The organism is Flavobacterium plurextorum, from assembly GCF_002217395.1.
In the GTDB taxonomy this organism is placed as follows: Bacteria; Bacteroidota; Bacteroidia; order Flavobacteriales; family Flavobacteriaceae; genus Flavobacterium; species Flavobacterium plurextorum.
Map to the genome: position 1 here is coordinate 26,588 of NZ_MUHD01000009.1, position 24,517 is coordinate 51,104.

Here is a 24,517-nt window from a genome sequence, read left to right on the forward strand (position 1 = left end):
ACACAATCTTGTCATTTCGACGAAGGAGAAATCTTCGTTAGTAGCTCCTCAAAGTAAATGCCAATCTTTGTAGCGTTTCTTGCGAAGATTTCTCCCCTCGGACGAAATGACAAACTAGACGAAAAAAAAGGCTTTCTGAAATCATCAGAAAGCCTTTTTTATATAAACGTTATTCGTGTAAATCCGTGAAATCCGTGTTTTAATTCAAACTGAAATTATAAATAATTTTCCCAACCTGCTTTACAGGTGCATCATTATCAGATTCCCATTTTGTATTCATTGCTGCAATTCGTGCTTGATCAAGTAAACATTTCGCTGTATTCGTTGTACCCTTAATTCCTGCAGTTGCGCTTATTGTTTTTCCATTTTGATCAACACTTACTTCAACAACAACTTTTCCTTCTTCATTGCAAGTGTATTTTGGTGCAGGTTTAGATAAGGCTTTTCTGTTTCCAAGAGAATAACCTGATCCTCCTCCAGAGCCGCCGCCGCTTCCTGCTCCGTAACCGCTTCCGGTTCCTATGCCGTTTCCAGTTCCATTACCGCCACCAGTTCCTCCGCCAGAACCTCCAGTTCCATAATATCCATTAGAGCCTAAACTTCCGCCTGCTTTTCCTTTGTTTCCTGCAACTTTATCATCACCGTCGCCACCTTTATTTGATCCTTTTAAAATACTTGATAAAGCATCATTTGTAGAATTTGAAACTTTTGGTTTTTCAGGTGCTGGTTTTTGTATTGGTTTTTCAACAGGAACAGGTTTCTTAGGTTTTTCTTTTGTTGGAATAATAACATCTGCTTTATCAGATACTGAGTTTTCCTGAGTAATAATAGCTTCTTCTTCCGGAGTTGCTTTTGCAGGTGCCTGCTTTACATTGTTTTTTACCTCAAGAACTTCACTTTTGTAATTAGCACCAGAACCTAAATCGCTGTCGCCAAAATTTACAGTAACACCGCCTCCGCCGCCTCCGCTTGCAAGAGCAACATTGTTATCTGGATTGTAAGGAGGCCAAAAACGTATGAAAAACAGTAATATTAATATTACCGCATATATAGCTGTCGTGAAGAGTAAGGATTTCTTTTGATCTGAAGAAATAGTGAAACTCATTTTAATTCTGAATTTTGAAATGTATAATTTTAAAAACGCTTAAAAGTAGTAAAAATTGTTTAGAATGAAAGAGGGAATTTAAAGACAATCCCGATAGCGATCGGGAGTTAAGGTTTTATACAAAGAATACAAATATTTTTTTTAAACATTGTTTAAAACCGTACTGTTTGTCATTTCGATCCCGAAGCCTCGGGATCGAAATGACATAAAATGAGAGAAATCTTTGTGAACTTTACGGTTAGATCTAAATAAAAAGCGAGCTAAATAATTTAGCCCGCTTTAGAAATAAAGTATAAAATTAATTACACTAATTGTTTCAATGCAATTTCAAAAGCTGTTGCACTAATATTTGTTTTTGATGAATTTAAAGCGTGAGCTTTTACAATCGCATTTTTTATAGTTTCAGAAGTATCGTTGAAGATAGCCTCATCTGTCATTTGAACTTTTTTCTCCATGAAATAAGCAAAAACTCTTGCCATTCCGCAGTTTGAGATAAAATCTGGAATCAAACTTACTTTATGATCTACTTCTTCCATAATAGGACCGAAGAAAATTGCTGCATCAGCAAAAGGAACGTTTGCACCACACGAAATAACTTCAAGTCCGTTTGAAATTAAACTGTCAATTTGATTTTGAGTAACCAATCTTGAAGCTGCACAAGGTGTAAAAATTTCTGCACCAATTGTCCAGATTTTAGAGTTAATTTCTTCAAACGGAATCATATTGTCGGCAACTAATTTATTTCCGTCTTTATTTAAAAACAAAGTTCTGATTTCTTCAAAAGAAAAACCGTCTTCTTTGATTAGACCTCCGTCGCGATCAATAATTCCAATTACTTTTGCGCCCATTTCGGCTAAATAAAAAGCAGCTGCAGAACCAACATTTCCAAAACCTTGTACAATTGCTTTTTTACCTTTTATTTCTCCGCCATAAGTTGCATAAAAATGACGAACAGCTTCAGCAACGCCAAAACCAGTAATCATATCCGCAACAGTATATTTTCTAGTTACGTCTGGCGAGAATTTTGGGTTTTCAATAACCTTAATAACGCCTTGACGTAATTGTCCGATTCTATTAATTTTATCTGCTTCTGTTGGTTTAAAATGACCGTTGAAAACACCTTCTTGCGGATGCCAGACACCACATTCTTCTGTCATTGGAATCACTTCATGAATTTCATCAACATTTAGATCGCCTCCAGTTCCATAATAACTTTTTAATAATGGAGAAACAGCTTTATACCAGCGTTGTAAAACTCCTTTTTTGCGAGGATCATTTGGGTCAAAGTTTATTCCAGATTTAGCACCTCCAATAGCAGGGCCGGAAACAGAGAATTTTACTTCCATTGTTTTTGCCAATGATAAAACTTCGTTCATATCTAAGCCTTTTCTCATTCTAGTTCCGCCGCCGGCAGCTCCACCACGCAGAGAGTTAATCACGGTCCATCCTTCAGCTTCTGTTTCAGAATCTTTCCAGTTAAAAACAATTTCAGGTGCTTTATTTTCAAATTGCTGTAATAAATCTTTCATTTTGTTGAGATATGTTTAGTTTGCGTAAAAGTATAAAATAGAATAATGCGAATAATGTATTTTGCTTCAAATTTATTAAAACAAAAAAGAAAGCCGAAAACTATATGGTTTTCGGCTTTCGAATATGTTAAAGAATTAAGAATTATATTCCTAATAAGTGCTTTTTTAAAGTTTCGTCAACTGGCTTGTCTGAAAGCCAAATGCCAAATAATGCTTTTTTGAAATCAAATCCTTGAACTTTTCCTTTTAAAACTTCATTTTTATAAACATTGACAGTTTGGTCAAGCGGATTATAAAATAAGATAAAGACATCTTTCTCTGTAATTGCGTCGCTTAAGTATGTTTTAAACTGCTCAATTCGCGGACGCAGCTGCTCAAGATTGCTTCCTGCAGATTTTTCAAATCCAGTATTCATTGCTTTTGTTAATTTATTAGAAGAAACCATCGATGAGGTAATTTCAATTCTAATAGCCATTTCAGTATCACTGTCAATAATAAATTGTGGATCTTGGCTTAATTGCGATAAGTACAAAGCCTGCACATAAACTTCCAACCACATTTTTGATCTTCCGCCGGCACCATTAAGCTGCAAAGATTTGTTTTGAAATTCTATTTTTCTTGGAACAGTAACACCATTTACCTCTAATTGAGTTTGTGCAGAAACTGTAGAAAATTGTAGACTTAAAAGGAGTGTAAGCAATAGTAAAATCTTTTTCATATTCTATCAATTATATATTTTTTGAGCAAAAATAATGTTAATTTGTCAAAAATTTACGTTCTCTGAGAATCTTTTTTTCTGAGTTTTTCGACGTATTGTTTTAGTAATCAAATTAGTAGGACTAATTTTACGTGAGTTTGCGTCTTTTATAAGTAATATGACTTTTTTAGAGTAAGAATTGTGCTTAGAATTTAATTTTTCCGATTTTTTATCTGCATTTTTAATCTTAAAATTTAGAAAAAAAGCTGCATGATTATTGTTACTTGGTCAAAAAAGCTAAATATTAACGAAAACGTTATCGTAAATATTGTCGATCTTTCAATTTTATATGCGCGCATTGTAAATTTCACATTTAAAATTTATCTTTGAAAGCCTTTTTGTGAAAAAAAAGGACTTCAAGAAAACTTAAAAACAAACCAGCCACAGTGCATTGTCATTTGATGGTAAAAAAACAATAATTTAAAAAACTATGGATTTTAATCTTACCGAAGAACATTTAATGATTCAGCAAGCAGCAAGAGATTTTGCTCAAAATGAATTGTTGCCAGGAGTTATTGAACGTGATGAAAAGCAAATTTTTCCAACTGAACAAGTTAAAAAAATGGGTGAACTTGGATTCATGGGAATGATGGTTGATCCTAAATACGGCGGAAGCGGACTTGATGCAGTTTCGTACGTAATTGCAATGGAAGAAATTTCGAAAGTTGATGCTTCTGCTTCAGTAGTAATGTCGGTAAATAATTCTTTAGTTTGCTGGGGATTACAAGAATTTGGAACAGAAGAACAAAAACAAAAATATTTACCAGGTTTAGCTTCAGGTCAAATTCACGGTGCTTTTTGTTTAAGTGAACCAGAAGCGGGAAGTGATGCAACTTCGCAAAAAACTACTGCTGTTGATATGGGCGACCATTATTTGGTAAACGGAACAAAAAACTGGATTACAAACGGAAACACTGCATCTGTATATTTAGTTATTGCTCAAACACATCCAGAATTAAAGCATAAAGGAATTAATGCTTTGATTATGACTAAAGATATGCCAGGTTTCTCAATTGGACCAAAAGAACAGAAAATGGGAATTCGTGGTTCTGATACACACTCTTTAATGTTTAGTGATGTAAAAGTTCCAAAAGAAAATAGAATTGGTGAAGATGGTTTCGGATTTAAATTTGCAATGAAAACACTTGCTGGAGGACGTATTGGTATTGCTTCTCAAGCATTGGGTATTGCTTCTGGAGCTTACGAATTGGCTTTAAAATATTCTAAAGAGCGTAAAGCTTTTGGAACTGAAATTTGCAATCATCAGGCAATTGCTTTCAAATTGGCAGATATGGCAGTTAATATCGAAGCAGCGCGTCATTTATGTATGAAGGCAGCTTGGGATAAAGATCAGCATAAAAACTATGATGTAAGCGGTGCAATGGCAAAATTATTTGCTTCGCAGGTTGCAATGGATACTGCGGTTGAAGCTGTTCAAATTCATGGCGGAAATGGTTATGTAAAAGAATACCATGTGGAACGTTTTATGCGTGATGCAAAAATCACTCAAATTTATGAAGGAACTTCTGAAATTCAGAAAATTGTAATTTCAAGATCAGTTATCGCAGGATAATTAGATTTATAGTATTTTCAGTAAAACCCTTTCAGGCTTCTTGGTCTGAAAGGGTTTTCTTTTTTAATTGGTTATCTTTACTAAAAGAAAGTTTTTTATGTACGAAGATTTAAAGTATTGGTATTTGCGAGATCATAAACTGTTTCGAACTTTGAGTTATGCTCAAATCAAACAGTTGTGCATTATTACTGGTTTTAAAAAAGCATCAAAAGGCGAAATTATTTATTTCTCGACTTCAGATCTGCCGCGTATATTTTTACTTAAAAAAGGCAATATTAAAATTGTTGCTGTTGATGATGAAGGTAATGAAACTATAAAAGATATTATCCAGAAAGGTGATTTGTTTGGCGAATTGACTTTGGAATCGGATGATAAAAATGAAGAATATGCAAAAGTCCTTTCAGACGATGTGACAATTTGCAGTTTTTTAATGTCTGACTTTGAGGACTTATTGCTTAAAAATCCAACACTGGCACTTTCGTATACAAAATTCGTAGGCTTGAAAATGAAACGAATAAAAAACAGCTACGCCAATTTAATTTCTAAAGATGCAAAAACAAGGTTGCATCAGTTTCTAAAAAACTGGGCAGAACAAGAAGGCAGTAAAAATGGGAATGTTGTTACGATCGAAAATTATTTGACACAAAATGACATTGCTCAAATTATTTGTACTTCTAGACAGACCGCCACACAATTATTGAATGAAATGGAATCTAATAATTTATTAAGTTATAACAGGAAAGAAATTATAATTCAGGATATCACCAAAATATAACTATTTTAAGCTAAGTGTAAATTAGCTGACATTTTGCTTTTTCAGACTAAAGTAATTTTACAATATCGAATAAGATGTAAAATTAAAAATTATGAAAAAGTTATTTTTTATGGTTTTAGCAGTTGTAACTTCAACTGTTAATGCTCAAAATACTGTTCCAAAAACAGCATTAGATATTGCTCCTTTATTGATAGGAGAAAAAATACCAAACGCTACTTTAAAAACATCTGAGAATACAGATGTAAAGATTTCGGATTTACTTAAAAAGAAAAAAACAGTTTTAGTTTTTTATCGCGGCGGCTGGTGTCCGTATTGTAATATGCATTTGCAAGCATTGGCTGAAGCCGAAAAAGAAATACTGGATTTAGGATACCAAATTGTCGCAGTCAGCCCAGACGCGCCTAAAAATTTAAAATCAACAGAGGAAAAAGATAAGGTAAAGTATATACTGCTTTCTGATTCAAAAGGAGAACTTATAAACGCCATGGGAATTGCATTTCAAGTCCCAGAAAACTATAAAACAGTAATTAATGCAAATTCTAATGGCGAGAACAAAAGTTTTCTGCCAGTTCCGTCTGTATTTATTGTCAATGAAGAAGGCGAGATTTTATTCGAATATATTTCTCCAAATTTCAAACATCGCATATCAAATGAATTGCTTGTTTCGGTATTGAAAACTCTTAAATAAAGGAAAATGAAAAAGACAGCAATACTACTATTGATTCTAGTTTCGAGTATTTCATTTGCTCAAAACGATACAAGACGAACGGATCAGTTTAATCTCAAAAATAAAATCGCAATTCAAGGTTATGATCCTGTTGGATATTTTAATGAAGGAAAAGCAATTAAAGGAAAAAATGATTTGGCAGTTTCTTATCAAGGAGTTGTTTATAAATTTTCATCCATTCAAAATAAAGAAGCATTCTTGAAAAACCCTTCCAAATATGAACCTCAATATGGCGGATGGTGTGCATACGCAATGGGAAGCAGTGGAGAAAAGGTTGAAATAAATCCTGAAACTTTTAAAATTGTTGAAGGCAGACTTTACTTGTTTTACAACGCCTATTTTAATAATACATTAAAAAGCTGGAACAAAGACCAAACAAGTTTGATGGCTAAAGCGGATAATAATTGGAGAAAAATAAATAAATAAGAATGTGATGAAACTGGAAAAAATAACATGGATTTTAAGAATTATTGCCGCAGCAATTTTATTGCAGACACTATTTTTTAAATTCGGAGGAGCAGCAGAAAGTATTTATATTTTTTCGACCTTAGGAGTAGAACCTTACGGAAGAATTGGTTCTGGAATAGCAGAGTTAATTGTAGTAATTTTAATTCTAGTTCCCAAAACAACATTTATTGGTGCTTTGGGCGGATGCTTAATCATGATAACAGCAATTTTGTCGCATTTATTTATACTAGGCATAGAAGTGCAAAATGACAACGGTTTTCTTTTTATACTAGCCATTATTACATTAATATGCTGCGCAGGACTGCTTTACTTCAATAAAAAACAGAATATTTAATTTTCTAAAATGTAAAAACTATGCTATTAAAATCGATACAGAACAGTTTAGACGAATTAATTTATCTTTTAGATCAACTATCAGATAAAGAATATTCTAAATCTTGCATCGCTTTAAGTAATGCAACAATTGGCGAGCATACGAGACATATTATCGAAATGTTTCAGTGTCTCGAAAATGGCTATGATTGTGGTGTTTTGAATTATGATAATCGAGAAAGAAACAACAAAATTCAGACTCAAACCGCATTTGCAAAGCAATCAATTATTGAAATAAAATCAAGATTGAAAAGCGAAAACAAAATTATTTACTTAGAACAGAAAAGTGACGAGTCCGCTCTTAGTATTCAGAGTACTTATTACCGAGAATTACTTTATAATCTAGAACATTGCATTCATCATCAAGCTTTGATAAAAGTGGCTGTTTTACAATTTGAGAATATTTTGATTGATGAAAATTTTGGTGTAGCTCGTTCAACCATTGAATATAGAAAACAATGTGCACAGTAAGTTATGTAAATAATAATGGAGTTGTGATAATAACTTCAAATCGAGACGAGAAGGTGATTCGGCCAGAAGCAATTTCGCCTAGAAATTATTACCACAATGGTAAAAATATCACGTATCCAAAAGATCCTAAAGCTGGAGGAACTTGGTTTGCTGTAGATGAATACGGAAATGTTTTGGTACTTCTAAACGGAGGTCTTAAAAAGCATATTTCTTCGTTTGCTTATCGAAAAAGCAGAGGATTAATTGCTTTGGAGATTATTTCTAGCGAATCACCAAAGGATTTTTGGAAACTGATTGATTTAGAAAACATCGAACCGTTTACCTTGATTCTGTGTCAACAGCACAAATTGTATGAGTTAATTTGGGATGGTTTGAAGAAAAGAACAACGCAATTAAATGAATTGCAAAATTATATCTGGTCTTCTGCAACTTTATATTCAGATCAAACTAGAAAAGAAAGAGCTTCTTGGTTTTTTGATTTTTTGAGTAAGAAAAATCAAGTTTCGGCTTCAGAAATTTTTGGTTTTCATCGTTATACAAAACGTGATGACTCTAGAAATGGTTTGATTATCAATAGAGAAAATACAATAAAAACGCTGAGTGTAACACAAGTGATTATCATAAAAAATAAAGGAACAATCAGGTATTGTGATTTAGTGAATGCACAAGATTTTTCAACCTCTTTTATAAGTATTTAAAAAACGTAAAGATGAAACTCTTCTTTCATAAAATTACTAATTGGGAGTATTGGCCGTTTCAGGTTCTCTATTTTCCCATATATTTTCTTTGGGCGTATTATGCCGTTAAAGCAAGATCAGTTTTCTTCTTTAATGCCTCAAATCCTAGAATTAAAAACGGTGGTTTTTTGATGGAAAGCAAAAAGAGAATTTATGATTTACTTCCTAAAAAGCATTATCCTAAAACAATTTTAATTAAAGAAAACACAGATTTAAAAAAGATTGTAAGTACTATAATCGAACATGAAATTTGTTTTCCCTTAATTGCTAAACCAGATATTGGTCTTCGTGGTTCTGGAGTAAAATTGATTAAAACGGTTTCTGAATTGAAAAGATATGCAGATAAAGCAAACTTTGATTTTTTAATTCAAGATTTAATTCCGTTTAAAAATGAAGTTGGAATTTTTTATGTGCGTTATCCATCACAAAAGAAAGGAAAGATTACAGGAATTGTTTATAAAGAATTTTTGAATGTTATGGGCGATGGAGTTTCGACTATTGAAGAGTTGATATATAAAACACCAAGATTTCATATTCAGTTTGAAGTTTTAAAAGAAGAATATGGCGATCAGCTGCAGCGTGTTTTACAAAATGGAGAAGTCACAAATTTAGTTCCGTTTGGCAATCATGCTCGCGGTGCTAAATTTCTTGACGGAAGTAATTTAATCACGCCAAAATTAACCGAAATGATTAATGAAATTGCAGATCAGATTCCAGAGTTTTATTATGGGCGTTTTGATATCATGTACAATACATTTGAAGAGTTAGAAAGAGGAGAGAAATTTCAAATAGTAGAACTTAATGGAGCTGCAAGCGAGCCAACGCATATCTACGATCCCAAACATTCAGTTTGGTTTGCCTGGAGAGAACTTGCCAAACATATTACCTATATGTACGAAATAAGTGCGCAGAATCATAAAATGGGAGTTCCATATTTAGATTATAAAGTTGGAATGCGAGAATACAAACTTCATGTACTTCAAAACAATAAGATCGTAAATTTTTGAAATCTATCTGAATTTATATTTACTTACCAGAAAGTAGATTGCAATTGAAAAAAAGTTAAAATAGTATTATATTGCAGGAACTTTGACAGCTGTTTTTTGAAACGCTTGTTTGATTATGATTTAACAAGTTCATTTTCAAATAGAGATCAGTTTTCAAAGTTTGCAATACCGTTTTTTGTCTTAAAAAATCAACAGATATTAAAAACGTATTTTAACCAGTCTTCTATAGAAATCTAAATCATTATTATGAAAAAACTCTACTTTCTTTTGCCATTTATTTTTTTTGCATGTAAAACAAACCCTACTGCTGTAAGCGAAAAAAAATCAAAGTCAAGTAAACCTATTGAAGTTACTTATAAAGTCAATCAAAATGAAGTTTCTAATTTTTTAGAATATCTTTCTTCAGATGAACTGGAAGGACGTGAAACTGGAACAAAAGGAATCGAAAAAGCGGCTGTTTTTTTAGAGGATTTTTTAAAGAAGAACAATGTCAAGCCTTATTTTAAAACATATCGAGATACATTAACAAATTTTAAATCTCCAGCGTTTAATATTGTCGGTGTTCTTGAAGGGACAGATCCAACGTTGAAAAATGAATATGTAGTTCTAAGTGCACATTACGATCATATTGGTATAGAGAAAAAGCAGCAAGCAGATGTTATAAATAATGGAGCAAATGATGATGCTTCTGGTGTAACTGCTGTTGCTCAAATGGCTAAATACTTTGCAGAAACAAAATCGAATAAACGAAGCATTTTAATTGTGTTTTTTGCCGGAGAAGAAAAAGGATTGCTTGGTTCAAAAAGTTTAGTTCAAAAACTAAAAAAGCAAAATTTTAATTTGTACACACAATTAAATATTGAAATGATTGGAGTTCCAATGAAACGTGATTATTTGGCTTATGTTACAGGTTTTGATAAATCGAACATGGCGGAGAAAATCAATCAATATACTGGTAAAAAAACAATCGGATTCCTGCCAAAAGAAGCTGAATACGAATTATTCTATAGATCAGATAACTACTCGTTTTATGAAGTTTTCAAGAAACCATGTCAATCTATAAGTACTTTTGATTTTGAAAATTTTGAGTTTTATCACCATGTTTCTGATGAGTTCAAAGTGATGGATATTCCTCATATTACTTCATTTATTCAAGAGTTTTTGCCAGCGGTTACAAAAATTGCAGTTACTCCAACTGAAGAAATTACAATGAATAAATAGTCTTTCTTTCTATTGTATTTGTTTATTTTTGCTTTATGAAAAATATTATTGTTACAGGAACGAGTAGAGGAATTGGTTATGAGCTGGCTTTGCAGTTTGCAAATGCTGGAAATCAGGTTTTAGCTATTTCTAGAAAAACACCAAAAACGCTTTTAGAACATAAAAATGTAACCTGCTTATCAATCGACTTAGCAGATGAAACCGCTTTGCAGGAAGTAGAGCATTTTATTGCTTCGACATGGAAAAAAGTCGATGCCTTAGTTCATAATGCAGGAGCTTTATTATTGAAGCCTTTTGCAGAAACTACTCAAGCCGATTTTGAAAGTATTTATAAAGTAAATGTTTTTGCAGTTGCAAACCTTACAAGAGTTTGTCTGCCTTATTTGCAAAAAGGAAGTCACGTTGTAACCATCAGTTCAATTGGCGGCGTTAGAGGAAGTCTTAAGTTTGCTGGTTTGGCAGCATATAGTTCTAGTAAAGGTGCTGTAATTACTTTAACAGAATTATTAGCTGAAGAATATAAAGAACGCGGTATTTCATTCAATGTGCTGGCTTTAGGTTCTGTTCAAACAGAAATGTTGAACGAAGCTTTTCCAGGTTATCAAGCGCCAATTTCTGCCGAAGGAATGGCAACTTACATTTATGATTTTACACTCAACGGAAATAAGTATTTTAACGGAAAGGTATTGGAGGTTTCTTCAACTAATCCATAAGAAAATTTCAATAGTTAAATTCCAGATTCAAATAGAAATGAACTTTTGACGTTTAACAAATAACATTTAACCTAAATTGAGCGAAACTTTAGCAAAATATATTCCAGAGCATGCTGTAAAGCCTGTTTTTGATTTGATTGTATCCAATCAGGTTCATTTGAAAATTGTAAATGAACGTCAAACGCGGCATGGAGATTACAGACGCGGGCCTAGTGGTAAACATGAAATAACGGTTAATGCGAGTTTAAACAAATACAGGTTTTTGATTACCCTAATTCATGAGATTTCACATTTGGTTGCATTCGAAAAATTTGGACGAAATATAAAACCACACGGCAATGAATGGAAATACACCTTTCAAAGAACGATGGTTCCGTTTATCAGGCCGGAGATATTTCCAAGTCAATTGCTGCCGTTATTAGCTAGGCATTTTAAAAATCCATCAGCAAGCAGTGATACAGATACTACTTTGTCTTTGGCATTAAAACAATATGATTCTGCAAGTGATAAAAATTATGTTTTCGAAATACCGTACGGAAGCGTTTTCCGAATAAAAAATGGTAAAATCTTTAAGAAACTTGCTGTTAGAACCAAACGATTTGAATGTATAGAAATAAGCTCAGGACGAACGTATCTTTTTAATCCAAATGCCGAAGTAGAGCTTATAGATTAAGAACTCAAATAAAAAGAGAAATCCCAAATTCCAATTTTAAATAGTTTGGAATTTGGGATTTTATATTTTTGAATATTGTAAAGCTTTTAGTCTTTCAAATATGCTTCTCTTACTTTTTTAAATAGGTTAGAAGAGTAAACAAATTTGACAATATCTTTGTTGTCTGTTCTAAAAATCTCTTCTTTAGTTCCCTGCCACGCTTTTAATCCTTTTTTTAAGAAAACAATATTCTCGCCAATTTCCATTACCGAGTTCATATCGTGCGTATTAATTACAGTTGTAATATTGTACTCCTCCGTAATTTCTTTAATCAAATTGTCAATCAAAGTTGAGGTATTTGGATCTAAACCTGAATTGGGTTCATCACAAAATAAATATTTAGGATTGTTTACAATAGCGCGGGCAATAGCTACACGTTTTTGCATTCCTCCAGAGATCTCAGAAGGTAGTTTTTTATGAGCATCGATTAAGTTTACTCTTTCTAAAACAAAATCAACACGCTCTTGTATTTGCGCTTTGTTATTGTTGGTGAACATTTTTAGCGGGAAAGCAACATTTTCTTCAACTGTCATTGAGTCAAATAAAGCACTTCCTTGAAATACCATTCCAATTTCAGTTCTTAATTCACGTTTTTCATCTTTGTCTAAATCAGAATAAACTCTTCCGTCAAATTCAATTGTTCCAGAGTCTGGTGTATGAATTCCTAACAAGGTTTTTAATAAAACGGTCTTTCCAGATCCACTTTGTCCAATAATCAAGTTGGTTTTTCCAGTTTCAAATACCGTCGAAACGCCTTTTAAAACTTTGCTGTCACCAAATGATTTTTCTACATTTTTTACTTCTATCATTATCCTAGTAATAATTGAGTTAATATATAATTTAGAAGAATTATGGTAACAGACGTCCATACGAACGATGTTGTACTTGCTTTACCTACTTCTAATGCACCGCCTTTCATATAGTATCCATGAAAAGACGGAATTGTTGCCAATAGCATGGCAAAGATTAAAGTTTTGATAAATGCATAAGTAATATGAAAGGGTATGAAATCTTTTTGAGCTCCCATGATAAAATCATCACCAGTTGAAAATCCTCCGTATGCACACGCAAGCCATCCACCAAAAATTCCTAAAAACATACTAATACCAATTACAAAAGGGTACATTAATAAAGCTATTATTTTTGGGAAAATAAGATAATTTACGGAGTTAACTCCCATAACTTCTAAAGCATCAATCTGTTCTGTAACACGCATCGTTCCTATACTAGAAGTAATGTAAGATCCCATTTTTCCAGCCATAATTACCGAAATAAAAGTAGGAGCAAACTCCAAAACTACAGATTGACGTGTAGCAAAACCAATTAAATATTTTGGAATTAAGGGGTTGGTTAAATTTAGTGCTGTTTGAATGGCTACAACTCCACCAATGAAGAAGGATATAAAGCAGACAATTCCAAGAGAGTCAATAATCAAATCATCAATTTCTTTGTAAATTAAATTTTTCATAACAGGCCATTTGGTCTGTTTATTGAAAATTTCTTTCAGCATTAAAAAATATTTCCCTATTTGAGATAAATAACGAATTAGCATCATAAGTTTTAAATATTGGCTAAATTAAGGATTAGTTTACAGTTTATAGTTTCAGTTTGGAGTTTTTTAATTTTTTTAAGATTAAAAAAGCTTTTGTTTAATTTTCTGTAAACGATAATTTCTAATAAACTTAGCTTGTTCAGGAGTTACTAATAAAGGTGTTTTGGCGCTTTTTGCTTTCCAGAATCCTTTTATATAATCTAAAAATAAGAATGGTTTTTTCTTCATCATAGCCAATTTTGCCGATGCAATTGCTGTAATCCAAAAACCATAACCTAAAGTATAAAAAGCTTCTCCTTGTTTGTATCTAGCTGTTTTGTTGTAGTTTGCGCCAGTTGGCTTTAAGTGTTTTACATGTAACGATTCGTCAGTAACAATTTTCCAATCGTAATATTTACACAATAATTCGTCAACTGTGTCCCAGCCCATAGCAGGTTTTAAACCTCCAATTTGCTGATAAGTTTCCTTGCGATATGCTTTTAGTGCACCGCGAATATGATCTTTATCGGTTAAGTTTTCTAAAACCCATTCACCATTTTTATCGATATAGCAAAATCCGCCCGCCATTCCTATTTTAGGATCAGATTCGAAATGTTTGATTACAGTTTCAAAATAATTAGGAGGGAAGATTAAATCGCCGTCTATTTTTACAATAATGTCATAATTAGAATCCAAAGTTTCAAAACCTTTTTGAAACGCCTGAATTACTTTACTGCCCGGTAAATGAATAGCGTCTGAAGTTTTATTTACAACAGAAATATATGGGTTTTCCTTTGCAAAACTCAATACAACTTCTTCCGTTTTATCTGTAGAATTGTCGTTTACAACCACAACTTTTGAAGGTAAAACAGTTTGAGAAATTAAAGATTGTAAAGTCAATCCAATTAAATCCTGTTCATTATGAGCGGGAATGACGATGTAGTATTTCATGTGAAAAATTTTAGTCCCGAAGCCTCGGGATTAGATTTTAGATTATTTGGAAATCATCTAAAAATCAAAAATCGTTAATCTGCAATCTTAATTCTTAACTCTTTCCGCTGCAACAATATAATATCTTGGAGTGAAATATCTTAATAATGGTCTAAATCCAAACTTTTTTACCGGATGTGTAAATTGCAGACGATCCGTTATTTTCCATCCTGTTTTTTCTAAAAGCCAGTCTAACTGCCAATCTTCAAATTCGTGATAATGTCTGTCCCACATATCAGTTTTAGAGCGATATGCTGGAGAAAACCATAAACGTAACGGAATTGAAATTAACAATTTGTCGCATTTTACGTTTTCTAGAATTGTGTATGGATTTAGTAAATGTTCGAAAATTTCAAATGCTGTAAAAACAGTATATTCTTCTGTTTGCAGTGCAGTTTGATCGTTGTCTAAATCTTCTCCTTTTGTGTTTTTTACGGTATAACCATTCTCTTCCATTATTTTAGAAAACGGATTTGGTACGCCAAAATCAAAAATGGTTTCTGATGTGTTTACGTGCTTTTGTAAAAACTTTAAGGTAAGTTTGAATCTTTTATTCGGAAATGTTTTTTCGTACATTATATATGTTTTAAACAACAAAGGCGCAAATATACTAAAAAAGTCCGCATCTTATAGTGCGGACTTTTTTAGTTTGCAGTGTTCAGTTACAGTTTTCAGTGTGAAAATTGATTACTGTGAGTGTAAACGGAATACTAATATCTGTATACAAAAGCATTAACGTTCATTCCCGCTCCAACCGAAGCAAAAATTACAACATCGCCTTTATTAATAGTATGATTTTCGATTTTTCCTTGAAGAATCAAGTCGTATAAAGTAGGAACAGTTGCAACACTGCTGTTTCCTAGATCATGAATACTCATTGGCATAATGTCTTTAGGGGCAGTTTTGTCGTATAGTTTATAAAAACGTTCGATAATTGCTTCGTCCATCTTTTCATTTGCCTGATGAATAAGGATTTTCTTTACTTCATCAATTGAGATTCCGCTTTTGTCTAAACAGCTTTTCATAGCACAAGGAACGTTGCTTAAAGCAAATTCGTAAATCTTACGGCCATACATTTTAATGTACTTAGTATCTGGATCTAAATCTGGATTATATGATTTTCCGAAGAAAAGGAAATTAGCTTCATCATTAGCATAAGTTGCACTTTCGTAAGATAGAAGTCCAGATTCGTCTGTTGAAGCTTCTAAGATTGAAGCACCAGCTCCATCAGAATAAATCATCGAGTCACGATCGTGGTCATCAACAACTCTTGAAAGAGTTTCTGCACCAATTACTAAAACTCTTTTTGCCATTCCAGATTTGATAAAAGCATTCGCTTGAAGCACTCCTTCAATCCAGCCAGGACATCCAAAAAGAATATCGTAAGCAACACATTTAGGGTTTTTAATGCCTAATTTATGCTTAACACGCGTTGCTAAACTTGGTAAAATATCAGATTGGCTGGTTCCAGCTTTTACATCACCAAAATTATGTGCGAAAATAATATAATCTAAAGTTTCAGCATCGATTCCTGCATTTGCAATTGCTTTTTCAGCAGCGAAAAATGCTAAGTCTGAAGCAGTATGATTTTTTTCGGCATAACGGCGATTTTCGATTCCGGTAATACCTTTAAATTTTTTAATAACGACTTCATTCGGGTAACCAAAAGGAGTTCCATCTTCATTCAAAAAAATATGCTTGTCAAAGTCTGTGTTTTTTACTTCTAAATTAGGAATATAACTCCCGATGCCAATTATTTTTATTTTCATTTTTCCTTTAATTATCCGATAAATTTATTGCTAAAGTATAAATAAAATCATGATAACTATCATAAAAAATACTATGCATGCATATAATTGTGAAATAATTGTTTTTTGAGTAATATATTGGCTATTTTTTAATGATTTTTTAATTTTATAGAGATTTCAAACGTTTGAGATCGCTTTTAGAAACTATTTTTATTTTGTTTTATTATTTTAATGTGTTATAAAAAGTAACAAACTTTTTTAAGAATGTTATAAAAAAATAAAACCCGATAACGATGATGTTATCGGGTTTGTTTTATAGAAATAATCTAAGACTAATTTTCCATGTATGCTTCAATAGGAGCACAGCTGCAAACTAAGTTTCTGTCACCGTAAGCATCATCAACACGACGAACAGATGGCCAGAATTTATTGTCAGCAATATATTCTAATGGGTAAGCCGCTTTTTCTCTAGTATAAGGGAAATCCCAATTATCAGTAGTTAACATTGCTAATGTGTGCGGTGCATTTTTCAATACATTGTTTTTATCATCAGCAGTTGCTGCTTCAATTTCTTTTCTAATTGAAATAAGAGCATCACAAAAACGATCTAACTCAGCTAAATCTTCAGATTCAGTTGGTTCAATCATTAAAGTTCCTGCTACTGGGAAAGAAACTGTAGGAGCGTGGAAACCGTAATCCATCAAACGTTTTGCGATATCACCAACTTCGATTCCGTTTTCTTTAAATGAACGACAATCTAAAATCATTTCGTGAGCGGCTCTTCCACATTCTCCAGTATAAAGAATTGGGTAGTGTCCTTCGAAACGAGCTTTCATATAGTTAGCATTCAAGATTGCATGTTCAGTAGCGCTTTTTAATCCGTCAGCACCCATCATTGTGATGTATCCGTAAGAGATTAAACATACTAAAGCAGATCCGTAAGGTGCAGATGAAATAGCTGTAATCGCTTGTTCGCCGCCTACTTTTAAGATTGGGTTTGTTGGTAAAAAAGGAACTAGTTTTTCGTTAACACAGATTGGTCCAACTCCAGGTCCGCCGCCACCGTGAGGAATAGCGAATGTTTTGTGTAAGTTTAAGTGACAAACATCAGCACCAATTGTAGCTGGATTAGTTAAACCAACCTGAGCATTCATATTAGCACCATCCATATATACTAATCCGCCGTTTTCGTGGATTAATTTTGTGATTTCAATAATTGAAGATTCGTAAACTCCGTGAGTAGAAGGATACGTTACCATTAAACAAGATAAATCATCTTTGTGCTCAATCGCTTTTTCTCTTAAATCTTCTACATCAATATTTCCTTCTGGAGTAGTTTTAGTAACGATGATTTTCATTCCGGCCATAGCTGCAGAAGCAGGATTTGTTCCGTGAGCTGATGAAGGAATTAAACATACATTACGGTGACCTTCGTTTCTTGATAAATGGTAAGCACGAATCGCCATTAAACCAGCATATTCTCCTTGTGCTCCTGAATTAGGCTGTAATGTTGTTCCAGCAAATCCAGTAATTACATTTAATTGCTGCTCTAATTTTTTAAGCATTGTGATGTAACCTTCAGCTTGTTCAACTGGTGCAAATGGGTGAATGCTGTTCCAGTTTGGCATTGATAAAGGCAGCATTTCTGAAGCTGCATTTAATTTCATCGTACAAGAACCTAATGAAATCATTGAGTGATTCAATGATAAATCTTTACGCTCTAATTTTTTGATGTAACGCATTAACTGACTTTCTGAATGATGATTGTTGAATACATCATGCGTTAAGAAAGAAGATGTTCTTTCTAATGAAGCAGGTAATTGACTAGCTTCAGTTAATTCAGAAACAATAACAGTTTCTTTTCCTAAAGCTTCTGCAAAAATTGCAATAATTTGGTTGATGTCCGCAATTGAAGTCGTTTCGTTGAACGAGATAGAAATTGTATCGGCATCAGGATAGAAGAAGTTTACTTCGTTTTTCTCAGCAATAGCTTTTACTTTTTGAGCGTCTGCTTTTACCAAAATAGTATCAAAATAAGCTGTGTTAGTTTGGTAAACTCCTAATTTATTTAAAGCTTCAGCAGTAGTAACTGCCGATGCATGAACTTTGTTTGCAATATATTGTAAACCTTTTGGTCCGTGGTAAACAGCATACATTCCTGCCATAACTGCTAGTAAAACCTGAGCTGTACAGATATTAGAAGTCGCTTTTTCACGTTTAATGTGCTGCTCGCGAGTTCCTAATGCCATACGTAAAGCACGATTTCCATTTGTATCAACAGAAACTCCAATGATACGACCCGGCATTGAACGTTTGTATTCATCTTTAGTTGCAAAAAATGCAGCGTGAGGTCCACCGTAACCCATTGGTACACCAAAACGTTGTGTAGTTCCAACAACTACTGCAGCTCCCATTTCTCCTGGAGAAGTTAAGGCAGCAAGCGATAAAATATCGGCAGCAAAGGCAACTTTGATTTCATTTTCTTTTGCTTTAGCAACAAAAGAGCTGTAATCATTTACTTGACCATATTTTCCTGGGTACTGTAAAATAGCTCCAAAGAATTCATTTGAAAAATCAAATGTTTCGTGGTTTCCAACTACTAATTCAATTCCAATAGGAGTTGAACGTGTTTGAAGTATTGATAAAGTTTGTGGTAAAATTTCTTCAGAAACGAAGAATTTATTTGTATTGTTTTTCTTTTGATCACGTGTACGAACGTCAAATAATAACGCCATAGCTTCAGCAGCAGCGGTACCTTCGTCAAGTAAAGAAGCATTTGCAATTTCCATTCCTGTTAATTCGATTACAGTAGTTTGGAAATTTAAAATTGCTTCAAGACGACCTTGTGCAATTTCTGCTTGGTAAGGCGTGTAAGCTGTGTACCATCCTGGATTTTCAAAGATATTTCTTTGAATTGGAGCTGGAACGATCGTTGGGTGATAACCCAAACCAATGTATGATTTGAATACTTTGTTTTTCTTTCCTAATTCCTGAATGTGGTTTGCGAATTCGTACTCTGTCATTGCAGGATCCAAATTCAAAGGCGCTTTTAAACGAATATCGTCCGGAAGGGTTTCATAAACTAGTTGTTCAATCGAGTCAACACCAATGGTTTGTAACATGTGTTGAAGATCTGTTTCTCTTGGACCAATGTGTCTTAAAGCAAAAGCATCTGTTTTCATTTGTAGCAGTCTATTTTTTAAAGATCAAAACGTAATTTGCCGAGTGTTTTTATTTGAGCTAATCTCATGTAACACAAGGTTTATTACATTTTATAGTAAATGTGTTGTTTTTTTGTGGGGCAAAATTAAGTATTATTAATAATTTAATAGGTATTTTTAACTTCAATTTTTATCAATTTTATAACTAAAGAGTTGATTTGTTACCAATTGATTAGATTTGGATATATGAAACTTCTAAAACAAATTTTTGATTTTTATTTAAACAGCAGTATTCACGTGGCTTTGTCGTGTTATGCTTTGGTGCGAATTACGTTTCATGTATTTCATATTCAGTATGATGAGCCAATGGCGTTGTTTGTTTTTTTCGGAACAATTGTCGGGTATAATTTTGTGAAATATGATGCTTTGGTTCGAGTAAAGAAAAATCCAATAGGAAATCAACTAAAGATTATTGCTTTTTTGAGTCTCGTTTCGGTGGTTTTAGTAGGGTATTATTTTTTCCATTTGCAGCGAATTACACAGATTGTTTCGGTAGGCATTTTTGCGATAACCGCGCTTTATACCTTGCCTTTTTTTCCAAATAGAAAAAATGCCCGAAATTGGGCAGGAGTAAAAATTTATATTGTAGCACTTTGCTGGGTTGGTGCGACTTTGGTTTTGCCGTTAATTAATGCCGAAATTCCGTTTACAACCGACTTCTTCATAAAATGCATACAACGGTTTATTCTAGTTTTTGTTTTGATTTTGGTTTTCGAAATAATTGATCTGGCAAATGATGATCCGCATCTTCAAACTGTACCGCAGACGATTGGAGTCAAATGGACAAAATATTTAGGGTTACTTCTTTTAGTGCCATTTTGTTCTTTGGAGCTTTTTATTTCAACATTTAATGTTCATGATCTTTTCATTAGTCTGATAATGGTAATTACATTGATGTTGTTTATTGTTTTTGCTAATCCAAATCGTTCCAAATATTATACCTCTTTTTGGGTCGAAAGCGTACCAATTTTTTGGTGGCTGATGGTGATTTTTTTATAAAAAAAACCGAAGCAGCAGCATCGGTTTAGATTGAATTTATTTTGTTTTTTGTTCAGCCAAGGCCTTGTTTAATTCAGCTTTTGCTTCATCTAGTTTTTTCCTTTTTTTATCGATCTTTTCTTTGCTTTCTTTTCCTTTGATGGCTTCATTCAAATCGGCAGTTCTTTCATTGACTTTTTGCTGTTTCTCTTTTACTTTCTTGTCAAGATCATTATTGACTGTTTTGGTGGTGCAATTTTTCTTGGTTTGTGAGATTGCATCTTGAACTCCTTTGATTTGATTTTGATTTCCAGCTTTTTTAGCTGCAACTAATTTTATGTTTAATTCACATAATTTTCTTTCACATCCTTTTAAATCTTTGCAATTGCTTTGTGCAAATCCCATAAAAGAAAAAGCTAATAGAAGGGTTGATAGTATAAATTTCAATTTCATATTTTAATTTTTTAGTTCCCTTTAAGATTTATTTTATTTAAAAGTAGGAAATTTATTTTAAATAGATTTTTCTGAAACTTCTTTTAAAACTTTATTACGCTCCAAAAGAAAGTTAGTAAGATGCTTTTTGAGAAGTAAAACATCGAATAGTTTTCCTAGAATTCCAAATGGCGTTTCATATTGTAATTTATCTTTCATGATTGTAATGCCGTTTTCTTCCTCAAAAAAATGTTCATGTTTAAACGATTTAAATTTGCCTTTTTCCATTTCATCCACAAAATAATCATAGAGATTCATTGCCGTAATTCGGCTTTTGTGTGTAAGATAAAAACCAAAATGTCTGCCTCGCCAAGTTACCGTTTCATTTAGGTTTATTAATCCTGATGTTACGCCGGAAATTGCTTTTTCTTTTGATGGACTTGCTGATTGCTGATGAATATCAATATTTCGTGAAGCGTTAAAAACGATTTGTTTTGGAGCTTTTATTTTAGTTGTCAGGTTTATTGTTGCCATTGTTTTGCATTTTATTTTTGCGCAATCTTGTCATTTCGACGGAGGAGAAATCACACTAGAAATTACACTAGAAATACCACAATCAAAATACCTAATCTTTGTCGATTCTCTAGTGTGATCCCTCGTTCCTCGGGATGACAAAAAAGCGTGCATTTTTAGCGAAGTAAGTTTCGAAAAGCCGTATCAATATCTCCAAACTTAAACTGAAATCCATTTTCTAAAAGACGTTTCGGAACTACGTTTCTGCTTTTCAAAATTAACTCGGGTTCTGTTCGAATAAAAAATGCTCCAATTTCAAGAAAGAATTTATTTAATGGAATTCCGAAAGGAAAACCAACTGATTTTCGAAGTTTCTGCATAAAAACTATATTTTGGACAGGTTCAGGAGAAACGACATTTATAATTCCAGAAATTTCTTTTTCAATAATAAAAGCAGCTGCATTGGCAAAATCGTCTTCATGAATCCAACTTACAAATTGATTGCCGCTTCCTTGTTTTCCGCCAAAACCAGTTTTCGCCAAATTCTTTAACGGAATAAAAGCTCCGCCATTTTTTCCTAAAACGATAGAAGTTCTTAAAGCGGTTTTTAAAGTATTTGGAGTTTCGGTTTTAAAGAATGCTTTTTCCCAAGAAAGTGCCACATTTATAGAAAAATCATTTCCGATTTCGCCGTCAACTTCATCCATTTGTTTGTCAAGAGAAAAGCGATAAATAGTTGCCGTCGATGAATTAAGCCAATGTTTCGGCGGGTTTTTACAGTTTAAAACAGCTTTGTTGAGTATTTTGGTACTTTTAATTCTTGATAAAAGAATTTCTTTTTTGTTGTCTTTCGTATAACGACAATCAACAGATTTTCCTGCAAGATTAATTAAAACCGTGGCATTTTCTAATTCATTTTCCCAGCCCGAAAAAGTTCTGGCATTCCAGTTTACATATTTAATTCCGTTAATTATCTGCGATTTTCCTCGTGTTAGAATGACAATTTCTTCAAATTTATTTTGAAAATGATTGACTAAAACCTGTCCCAAAAATCCTGTTCCTGCTGCGATTATGAGTTTTTTCATCTGAGTTTTTTTTAGCCGCGAATTACACAAATTTTCACAAATTTTTAAAAATGTATAAAGTCAACTTGGAGTTTAATTTGCGCAATTCGTGGCAAACCATTTTAATTTTAAGCTTTAAAAACTAATCTTTCTTCTCGTTGTGCTTCTTTTGCTTTTCTTTTTCCTCTAAAAAAGAAATACAAATTAAAGAATAACATAACGCCAAGATAAATAGAAAATCCGCCGATTTTATAACTTAAATTCTCAATTAATTCTTGATAACTGTTGCTGTATAATTGCAATTTTAAAATCATTAATGCAAAACCAATGTTTAAAAGATAAAATCCAGTTTCAAAAAGTTTGTTGGTTGCCTGCGCAATATCTTCACGGCCTTTAAATATATCGAGCATAAAGATTTTTCCGTTTTTGAAAAGAGTTTTAGAAACGTAATAAGTAAGAAATAAAGCGATTGGTAAATAAATTCCGTAACCGATTAAGATTTTTGTAGTTTCCATGATATTTAGTTTTTGTTGTTATGAATAATTTTTTGAATGTACTTGGTTATGATTAAAATATTGAAATAATGCAGGATTGAAATAATGAAAATTATGACAGCCGTTTTTGTACAGATTGTTTCAATTAATTGAGTAGAGGAAGTAATTTTTTGCCAGGAAATTAAAGTCATAGCGCTATAGCCAATATTTAAAAGATAGTATGCTAAAAGCAAAATTTGATTGATTTTCTGGCAGATATCAGCGTGATTCGGAATCAAATCTGCGACATAAATGTTTCCGTTTTTATAACAGATTTTTCCAACTCTTAGAATAATGAAAATCGTAATGCTGAGATATACAAAATAGCCTGTAATATTAAAGTTCATAGCTGTCGATTTATAAATTATTAAATGAGAAACTATTATGTCATTTGTTCTGAAACTTTTACCGGTTCTAATTTTCGTTTATTCATAACAGTGATTTTTGATCCTTTGGCTAAGAAAACTGATGTCGGTTTTTTGTTTTGGAGAAATCCAAAATCGCCTCCGTAAGTTTTCTCGAAATCAATGTCAATTTTATGATCTAAAACTTCAAATTGTTCCCATCTTGGATGTTGAACTTCATATTCAAAAGTGGTTTTAGTATTGATTTTTGTGTAACCAAAATAATGCTCTGTAATAAATTCTGCTTCAGAATCAATCTCAATTTCTGTAGGATTGTTTTTGGTCTCTATTTGAATTGTATTCCATTTTTTGTCGTTTTTCCATTGATAAATAAAAGTATTGGTGTTTTTATTCTCAATGAGTTTATGTTTCATTTTTTGAGTTTCGTAATGTTCTTGATACAGAGTATTTGCAATAAAAGTGATCGCTTTTTTAGGAACAATTTCTTTAATAAAAACTACTCCGCGTTTCCATTCGCCATTTTCAAAACGTTTTACGTAGAATCTCAAATTGACTTCTTCGAAATCGATATGAAAAGGAATTTTAAAACCTAGAACTTTCGTGTTTTTAAACATAAATCCAACTAAGCTGACATAACATTTGTTGTTCCAAATATCTATTTCAGTTCCTGCTGGAAGATATTTTTCTAAAATTCCGCTATTAACTTCAAAGTTAAATAAGGCTAAATTTTTCCACTCTGCTTTTAAGAAATTCATTTTTCAGCTTTTTTATAGATTAATATTGAAAGATAAAATGCCAGTATTGTTGGTATTCCGATTCCGAAATAAGTTTTGAGATTAGGAGATGCAAAAGGATCGATGCAAATCATAACAAAATAAAAAACAACTCCTATGATGTACAATTGAAGATATTTATTTTGAGGCTCTTTAAATAACATATATCCACTAACAATAATTTGAAATAGCCCGATAAATA

Annotated in this window: 28 protein-coding genes; 12 read left to right on the plus strand and 16 right to left on the minus strand. The window is 32.6% G+C overall.

The features are described from left to right. Positions 1-199: 199 nt before the first annotated feature. The 3 genes from B0A81_RS04765 to B0A81_RS04775 form a co-directional block, all read right to left on the minus strand. Entirely contained in the window at positions 200-1,105 is a 906-nt protein-coding gene (locus tag B0A81_RS04765) for a hypothetical protein (protein WP_089055378.1), read from the minus strand. A 302-nt stretch (positions 1,106-1,407) separates the two neighbouring features. Then, the gene (locus tag B0A81_RS04770; protein WP_089056962.1) at positions 1,408-2,634 is read right to left on the minus strand and encodes a Glu/Leu/Phe/Val dehydrogenase dimerization domain-containing protein; all 1,227 of its coding nucleotides are present in this window, start codon (positions 2,632-2,634) and stop codon (positions 1,408-1,410) included. Positions 2,635-2,776: 142 nt separating this feature from the next. Next, positions 2,777-3,352: a chalcone isomerase family protein gene (locus B0A81_RS04775; RefSeq protein ID WP_089056963.1), complete on the minus strand. Its 576-nt coding sequence runs from the start codon at positions 3,350-3,352 to the stop codon at positions 2,777-2,779. Positions 3,353-3,821: 469 nt separating this feature from the next. On the opposite strand from B0A81_RS04775, the gene B0A81_RS04780 reads away from it, so the two are divergent. The 11 genes from B0A81_RS04780 to B0A81_RS04830 all read left to right on the plus strand — a co-directional run bounded on the left by B0A81_RS04780 (position 3,822) and on the right by B0A81_RS04830 (position 12,128). Next, positions 3,822-4,964, plus strand: coding sequence for an acyl-CoA dehydrogenase (locus B0A81_RS04780; RefSeq protein ID WP_089056964.1), 1,143 nt, complete (start codon positions 3,822-3,824; stop codon positions 4,962-4,964). A 97-nt stretch (positions 4,965-5,061) separates the two neighbouring features. After that, positions 5,062-5,739, plus strand: a complete 678-nt coding sequence (locus tag B0A81_RS04785) for a Crp/Fnr family transcriptional regulator (protein ID WP_089056965.1) — start codon at positions 5,062-5,064, stop codon at positions 5,737-5,739. 91 nt (positions 5,740-5,830) lie between these two features. After that, on the plus strand, positions 5,831-6,427 hold the full coding sequence (locus tag B0A81_RS04790; RefSeq protein WP_089056966.1) for a peroxiredoxin-like family protein: 597 nt from the start codon (positions 5,831-5,833) through the stop codon (positions 6,425-6,427). A 6-nt stretch (positions 6,428-6,433) separates the two neighbouring features. Further along, positions 6,434-6,892, plus strand: coding sequence for a YHS domain-containing (seleno)protein (locus tag B0A81_RS04795; RefSeq protein WP_089056967.1), 459 nt, complete (start codon positions 6,434-6,436; stop codon positions 6,890-6,892). A gap of 7 nt (positions 6,893-6,899) precedes the next feature. Further along, positions 6,900-7,268, plus strand: coding sequence for a DoxX family protein (locus B0A81_RS04800; RefSeq protein WP_089056968.1), 369 nt, complete (start codon positions 6,900-6,902; stop codon positions 7,266-7,268). 20 nt (positions 7,269-7,288) lie between these two features. Next, positions 7,289-7,777, plus strand: a complete 489-nt coding sequence (locus tag B0A81_RS04805) for a DinB family protein (RefSeq protein ID WP_089056969.1) — start codon at positions 7,289-7,291, stop codon at positions 7,775-7,777. Next, positions 7,765-8,475 (plus strand): NRDE family protein, encoded by a 711-nt coding sequence (locus B0A81_RS04810; RefSeq protein ID WP_089056970.1) that lies wholly within the window; start codon positions 7,765-7,767, stop codon positions 8,473-8,475. Before B0A81_RS04805 ends, B0A81_RS04810 begins: the two co-directional genes overlap by 13 nt. Positions 8,476-8,486: 11 nt before the next feature. After that, a complete protein-coding gene (locus B0A81_RS04815) occupies positions 8,487-9,521 on the plus strand; it encodes a D-alanine--D-alanine ligase (RefSeq protein WP_089056971.1) in 1,035 nt (344 codons plus the stop codon). A 246-nt stretch (positions 9,522-9,767) separates the two neighbouring features. Then, positions 9,768-10,742, plus strand: coding sequence for a M20/M25/M40 family metallo-hydrolase (locus B0A81_RS04820; RefSeq protein ID WP_089056972.1), 975 nt, complete (start codon positions 9,768-9,770; stop codon positions 10,740-10,742). Positions 10,743-10,777: 35 nt separating this feature from the next. Further along, complete coding sequence (locus B0A81_RS04825; RefSeq protein ID WP_089056973.1) at positions 10,778-11,455, plus strand: SDR family NAD(P)-dependent oxidoreductase; 678 nt, start codon at positions 10,778-10,780, stop codon at positions 11,453-11,455. Between the two features lie 76 nt (positions 11,456-11,531). Further along, a complete protein-coding gene (locus B0A81_RS04830) occupies positions 11,532-12,128 on the plus strand; it encodes a SprT-like domain-containing protein (protein ID WP_089056974.1) in 597 nt (198 codons plus the stop codon). An 86-nt stretch (positions 12,129-12,214) separates the two neighbouring features. Here the strand turns inward: B0A81_RS04830 and B0A81_RS04835 are convergent, their stop codons facing one another. From B0A81_RS04835 to gcvP, 6 genes are all read right to left on the minus strand, one after another. After that, positions 12,215-12,976 (minus strand): ABC transporter ATP-binding protein, encoded by a 762-nt coding sequence (locus B0A81_RS04835; protein ID WP_089056975.1) that lies wholly within the window; start codon positions 12,974-12,976, stop codon positions 12,215-12,217. Then, entirely contained in the window at positions 12,976-13,722 is a 747-nt protein-coding gene (locus B0A81_RS04840) for an MlaE family ABC transporter permease (protein ID WP_089056976.1), read from the minus strand. Before B0A81_RS04840 ends, B0A81_RS04835 begins: the two co-directional genes overlap by 1 nt. Positions 13,723-13,800: 78 nt before the next feature. Next, the gene (locus B0A81_RS04845) at positions 13,801-14,649 is read right to left on the minus strand and encodes a glycosyltransferase (RefSeq protein WP_089056977.1); all 849 of its coding nucleotides are present in this window, start codon (positions 14,647-14,649) and stop codon (positions 13,801-13,803) included. An 87-nt stretch (positions 14,650-14,736) separates the two neighbouring features. Continuing rightward, positions 14,737-15,264 (minus strand): methyltransferase, encoded by a 528-nt coding sequence (locus B0A81_RS04850; RefSeq protein WP_089056978.1) that lies wholly within the window; start codon positions 15,262-15,264, stop codon positions 14,737-14,739. Positions 15,265-15,398: 134 nt separating this feature from the next. Beyond that, positions 15,399-16,457, minus strand: coding sequence for a 3-oxoacyl-ACP synthase III family protein (locus tag B0A81_RS04855; protein ID WP_089056979.1), 1,059 nt, complete (start codon positions 16,455-16,457; stop codon positions 15,399-15,401). A 311-nt stretch (positions 16,458-16,768) separates the two neighbouring features. After that, positions 16,769-19,618 (minus strand): aminomethyl-transferring glycine dehydrogenase, encoded by a 2,850-nt coding sequence (gene gcvP / locus B0A81_RS04860; protein WP_089056980.1) that lies wholly within the window; start codon positions 19,616-19,618, stop codon positions 16,769-16,771. Positions 19,619-19,843: 225 nt separating this feature from the next. Between gcvP and B0A81_RS04865 the strand changes: the two genes are divergently transcribed. Further along, positions 19,844-20,656, plus strand: a complete 813-nt coding sequence (locus B0A81_RS04865; RefSeq protein WP_089056981.1) for a UbiA prenyltransferase family protein — start codon at positions 19,844-19,846, stop codon at positions 20,654-20,656. 36 nt (positions 20,657-20,692) lie between these two features. Here the strand turns inward: B0A81_RS04865 and B0A81_RS04870 are convergent, their stop codons facing one another. The 7 genes from B0A81_RS04870 to B0A81_RS21740 form a co-directional block, all read right to left on the minus strand. After that, positions 20,693-21,088 carry a DUF1090 family protein gene (locus B0A81_RS04870; RefSeq protein WP_089056982.1) on the minus strand — a complete coding sequence of 132 codons (396 nt, stop codon included), beginning with the start codon at positions 21,086-21,088 and terminating at the stop codon, positions 20,693-20,695. A 57-nt stretch (positions 21,089-21,145) separates the two neighbouring features. Next, the gene (locus B0A81_RS04875) at positions 21,146-21,601 is read right to left on the minus strand and encodes an SRPBCC family protein (RefSeq protein ID WP_089056983.1); all 456 of its coding nucleotides are present in this window, start codon (positions 21,599-21,601) and stop codon (positions 21,146-21,148) included. 155 nt (positions 21,602-21,756) lie between these two features. Continuing rightward, positions 21,757-22,665 (minus strand): TIGR01777 family oxidoreductase, encoded by a 909-nt coding sequence (locus B0A81_RS04880; protein ID WP_089056984.1) that lies wholly within the window; start codon positions 22,663-22,665, stop codon positions 21,757-21,759. Positions 22,666-22,772: 107 nt separating this feature from the next. Then, positions 22,773-23,159, minus strand: a complete 387-nt coding sequence (locus tag B0A81_RS04885) for a hypothetical protein (RefSeq protein ID WP_089056985.1) — start codon at positions 23,157-23,159, stop codon at positions 22,773-22,775. Positions 23,160-23,164: 5 nt separating this feature from the next. Further along, positions 23,165-23,524: a hypothetical protein gene (locus B0A81_RS04890; protein ID WP_089056986.1), complete on the minus strand. Its 360-nt coding sequence runs from the start codon at positions 23,522-23,524 to the stop codon at positions 23,165-23,167. Between the two features lie 35 nt (positions 23,525-23,559). Beyond that, positions 23,560-24,297, minus strand: a complete 738-nt coding sequence (locus B0A81_RS04895) for a YqjF family protein (protein ID WP_089056987.1) — start codon at positions 24,295-24,297, stop codon at positions 23,560-23,562. Continuing rightward, positions 24,294-24,517, minus strand: a 224-nt coding sequence (locus B0A81_RS21740; protein WP_208861305.1) for a hypothetical protein, incomplete at its 5' end; no start/stop codon positions are given. The genes B0A81_RS21740 and B0A81_RS04895, both read right to left, overlap by 4 nt.